This is a genomic window from Arenimonas malthae CC-JY-1 (assembly GCF_000747075.1).
GTDB lineage: Bacteria > Pseudomonadota > Gammaproteobacteria > Xanthomonadales > Xanthomonadaceae > Arenimonas > Arenimonas malthae.
In genome coordinates this window covers 1-3,526 of record NZ_AVCH01000064.1, presented here as the reverse complement: position 1 = coordinate 3,526, position 3,526 = coordinate 1, and the positions used below count along the sequence as shown (strand labels likewise).

General features: G+C 71.7%; 3 protein-coding genes. All 3 read right to left on the bottom strand.

Translation table 11 applies throughout. The features are described from left to right. On the bottom strand, nucleotides 1–434 hold a 434-nt coding region (locus N790_RS04230), incomplete at its 3' end, for a DUF2306 domain-containing protein (RefSeq protein ID WP_169742139.1). 36 nt (nucleotides 435–470) lie between these two features. Then, nucleotides 471–1,820 carry a DUF3999 family protein gene (locus N790_RS04225; protein WP_043801152.1) on the bottom strand — a complete coding sequence of 450 codons (1,350 nt, stop codon included), beginning with the start codon at nucleotides 1,818–1,820 and terminating at the stop codon, nucleotides 471–473. Nucleotides 1,821–1,825: 5 nt separating this feature from the next. Beyond that, a partial coding sequence (locus N790_RS04220; protein WP_043801154.1) for a DUF2339 domain-containing protein occupies nucleotides 1,826–3,526 on the bottom strand: 1,701 nt, incomplete at its 5' end.

The window sequence follows — 3,526 nt, the reverse complement described above, 5'->3', positions numbered from 1 at the left end:
CGGGAAAGGCGGGGCGATTCAAAGTCCTTGCGCACGGCGCTTCGCCAGGCGGCCAGGGTGAAGCCCAGCCAGAGCAGGCCGGTGAGCACCAGTGAAAGGCGCGAGCCTTCGTATTCGATGGTGGCGCCAAGCCAGATGGCCATCAGCGCGGCGAGGCTGGCGCCGTAAACGTAGGCCTTGCCGATGACGCGGTGCAGGCGGGGTCTTGCGCGTCGCAGGGCGGGTACGAACTGCAATGGCGCGCCGAAAATCACCGGCAGCGCGAACGCCGCGTGGGCGACGTACCAGAGCTGCTTGTCGAACAGGCTCGGGCCCAGCCGTCCCGCGTGCAGGAACCGGTAGTCAATGGCGCGGTACAAGTAGTAGGCGCCCAGCGCGGCGAGCAACAGCAGCCAGGCGTGGTAGGCGATGGACTTAAGCTGGGTTGGGTTCATGGCCATGCCAACGCTCCGCCACGCCTCGCCCGGCCATCAGGCGGTGGTGGATCCGCCCCGCAGCACCTTCAACGCCACCACCAGCACAAGCCCGGCGCCAAGTGCAAGCACTGCCCACAGAACCCACCGCCGATACTGCGGCCCACGATCCGGCGCCAGCGCGATATCGCCCGCGGCGGGTCCGCCGGTGCCCAGCGTGGCGCTCGGCGGAACCCAGCCGTCCGGGCGTGAGGCGCTGGCGGCGGTAAGCGCGGCGCTTACCGGGAAGTCCGGCCGCGTGGCGCGGGCGCTGCCGGCGAGCAGGCGGTAGGGCGCGGGGCCCTGTGAGAGCAGCACGAAACGGTCGGGCTGGTAGGACAGTTTCAGCACTGGCGGCTGCGACAGCGCGGGCTGGGTGCGCACGCGCCAGTGGCGGTTGCGCTGCAGGCGCGTGTCGGCGGGCAGGTGCCGCACTTCGTCGCCGTTGCCGCCCAGGCGGAAGGCAGTGAAGGCGGTGGCCTGTTCCCAGTACGCCTCGGCGTCGTCGCGGCTTTCCACCCAGGCCGTGGCCACGGTGTTGGCCTGCGGCAGGCCCAGGTCCACGCGGCCCACGGGGAAGGGGCCGGCGCTGCGGTATTCGAACACGCCAGGTTCGCCGGCCACGGCCGTGCCCTGCAGTTCCAGCGTCTGCCAGGGCGGCAGCGCGGGGCCGGTTTCGCGGCGTTCGTCTTCGATGCGGGCCAGCGCCGGCCAGTCGCCGCGCTCCAGCGACAGGCGCAGGTAACGCTGCGACGACGGCGCGAAATCCAGCCGCAGGCGCTCGATGCGCAGGCCGTTGTCGTCGATCGCCACCACCGCCAGGTTGCTGCCCAGCACCTGCCACTGCGCCAGGTCATTGCTGGCCAGTACGGCGGCGCGCAGGTTCACGGGCAGCGCGGCGTCGGCGGCCAGGGTGAGCTTCAGCGACGAAACGGATTCGGGCTTTTCGCCCAGGTCAATCAGCAGGTCGGTGCTCGGCAACGTCGCGGCCGTGGCCTCGCTGTCGATCTGCAGGTCGCGCAGGTTGCCGTTGGCGTCGCGCGCCAGGCGCAGCGAAAAATCACCGGTCGGCGCATCGGCAGGGGCGGCGGGCAGGCGCAGCCAGCGCAGTTCGCGGCGCTGTTCGGTGGTGGCGTGTTCCACCGGCAGCGGGGCGAAGGGCACCAGCTGTCCGTCGGCGTTGAACACCGCCAGGTCGCGCAGGTCGGCGCGGGTGGTGCGGGCGTACACGGCTTCGTCGAGCAGCAGCGTGTGCGCGCCTTCGTTGGCGTCCACCACCAGCGGCCACTGCCAGGCGAAATCGTCGGGGCTCTGGGCGGCGGCGGTGCTGGCGGCCAGCAGCAGGCCCGGCAACAGGAACAGGCGCATGGGCGTTACTCCGAACGGGGCGGGGTGGGGGCGATGCGGCCAACCACGATCAGCAGCAGGCCCACCACCACGAAGGAAACGATGCCGGCGATGTTGCCGACGAACTGGCGGTCCACCACCAGCAGCTTCAGCAGCACCACGCCCAGCAGGCCGGCGCCCAGCCACCACAGCGGGCGGTCGCGGCGGCGCGAGCCCAGCACCCAGGCGGCCACGCCGGCCACGCACCAGGCCACGGTGAGGCTGGCCTGCGCGGTGGTTTCGCCCAGCAGGCGCGGGCTCCAGGGCAGGTGGGCCAGGTGGTGGCAGGCGCGCAGCACGCTCATGCTCAGCATGAAGAGCGCGGCGCCGGCCCAGGCCAGGCTGCCCAGGCGGTGCGGGTCGCGGTGGGCGCGCAGCGCCAGGGCCGCGGCCAGCAGGCCCAGCAGCAGCCAAAGTTCCAGCGGGTTGAGCAGCGGCAGCCAGGGCAGGGGCGTGCTGTCGCCGGGCAGGAAGTGGCCGAACAGCCAGCCCAGGCCCAGGCCGGCACCGGCAATGGCCAGCCACACCTTGCGCCAGCGCGGGAACTGTTCCGCCACCGGCCAGCCGGCCAGCGCGGGTTTTTTCCAGGCCAGCGCGAACAGCAGCGCCAGCGGCGCCAGGATGGCCGGCAGCAGCCAGCCGTCGGCCAGGTCGGCGCGGTCGTCGAGCACGCGCAGCAGCGTGATGCCCGCGGCGGTGGCCACCGACACCAGCCACGCGATATGCGCCACCGGCAGCCCGCGCGAACGCGGTTCGCGCAGGGCGGCCAGCGTCACCAGCGCCGCGGCCAGCAGCGGCCACCACAGCCACAGCGGGTGGTCGAACAGCGTCAAGTCGTAATGGTCCTGCGAGGCGATCGACAACGGCAGCATCAGCACCAGCGACGCCACCACCGGCCACGACAGCCGCGGCCAGGCCAGCGGCCCGCGCAGCAGCGCCGCCAGCGCGGCGGTCACCAGCGCGAAGCCGCCGTAATACAGCGCGTCGAAGCGTGGGGTCAGGTTCACTTCTATTTCGCGCAGGCCCAGCAGGCTCCACCAGCCCAGGCCGCCGAGTATCAGAAGCACCTGCAGCACGGTGGATTTGCCGGCGCGGTGGTAGAGCCAGCTTGCGGCCATCCAGGCCAGCGTCAGCAGGCCCAGGTTCATGGCGTGGCCGTTGAGCAGGAAGCGGTCTTCGTGGCCCAGGTTCCAGTCGAACAGGCTCACGCACCAGGCGCCGCCGGCCAGCACCAGCAGGGCCAGGCCGGTCCAGCGCACCAGGCGGCGTTCCTGGCGCAGGCCCAGCCACACCATGCCCGCGCCCTGGATGGCCCAGGCCGCGGACGTCCAGCGCGCCGTCAGCGCCAGCGGAATGGCCAGCGTGGCGAACACCACGCCCATGCCCGCGGCGCTCTGCGCCAGGTCGCGCAGGCGCTGGTTGCCGCGCGCCCACAGCGCCAGTCCGCTGTAAATGGCCGCAACGAACAGTGCGCTGAAGGCCAGGCCCATGCGGTCGTCGCCCAGCAGGCCCACCTGCATCGGGAAGGCCAGCAGCGGCGTGCCGAACAGCAGCGTGCCGTCCACTTTGCCGTTCTTGCCGCGGCCCGCCAGCGCGTACAGCACCGGGATGGCCACGTAGAACAGGAAGAACAGCACCAGGAAGGGTTCAACCGTGGCGAACTTTTCCGGCTGGTAGTACTTCGCGCC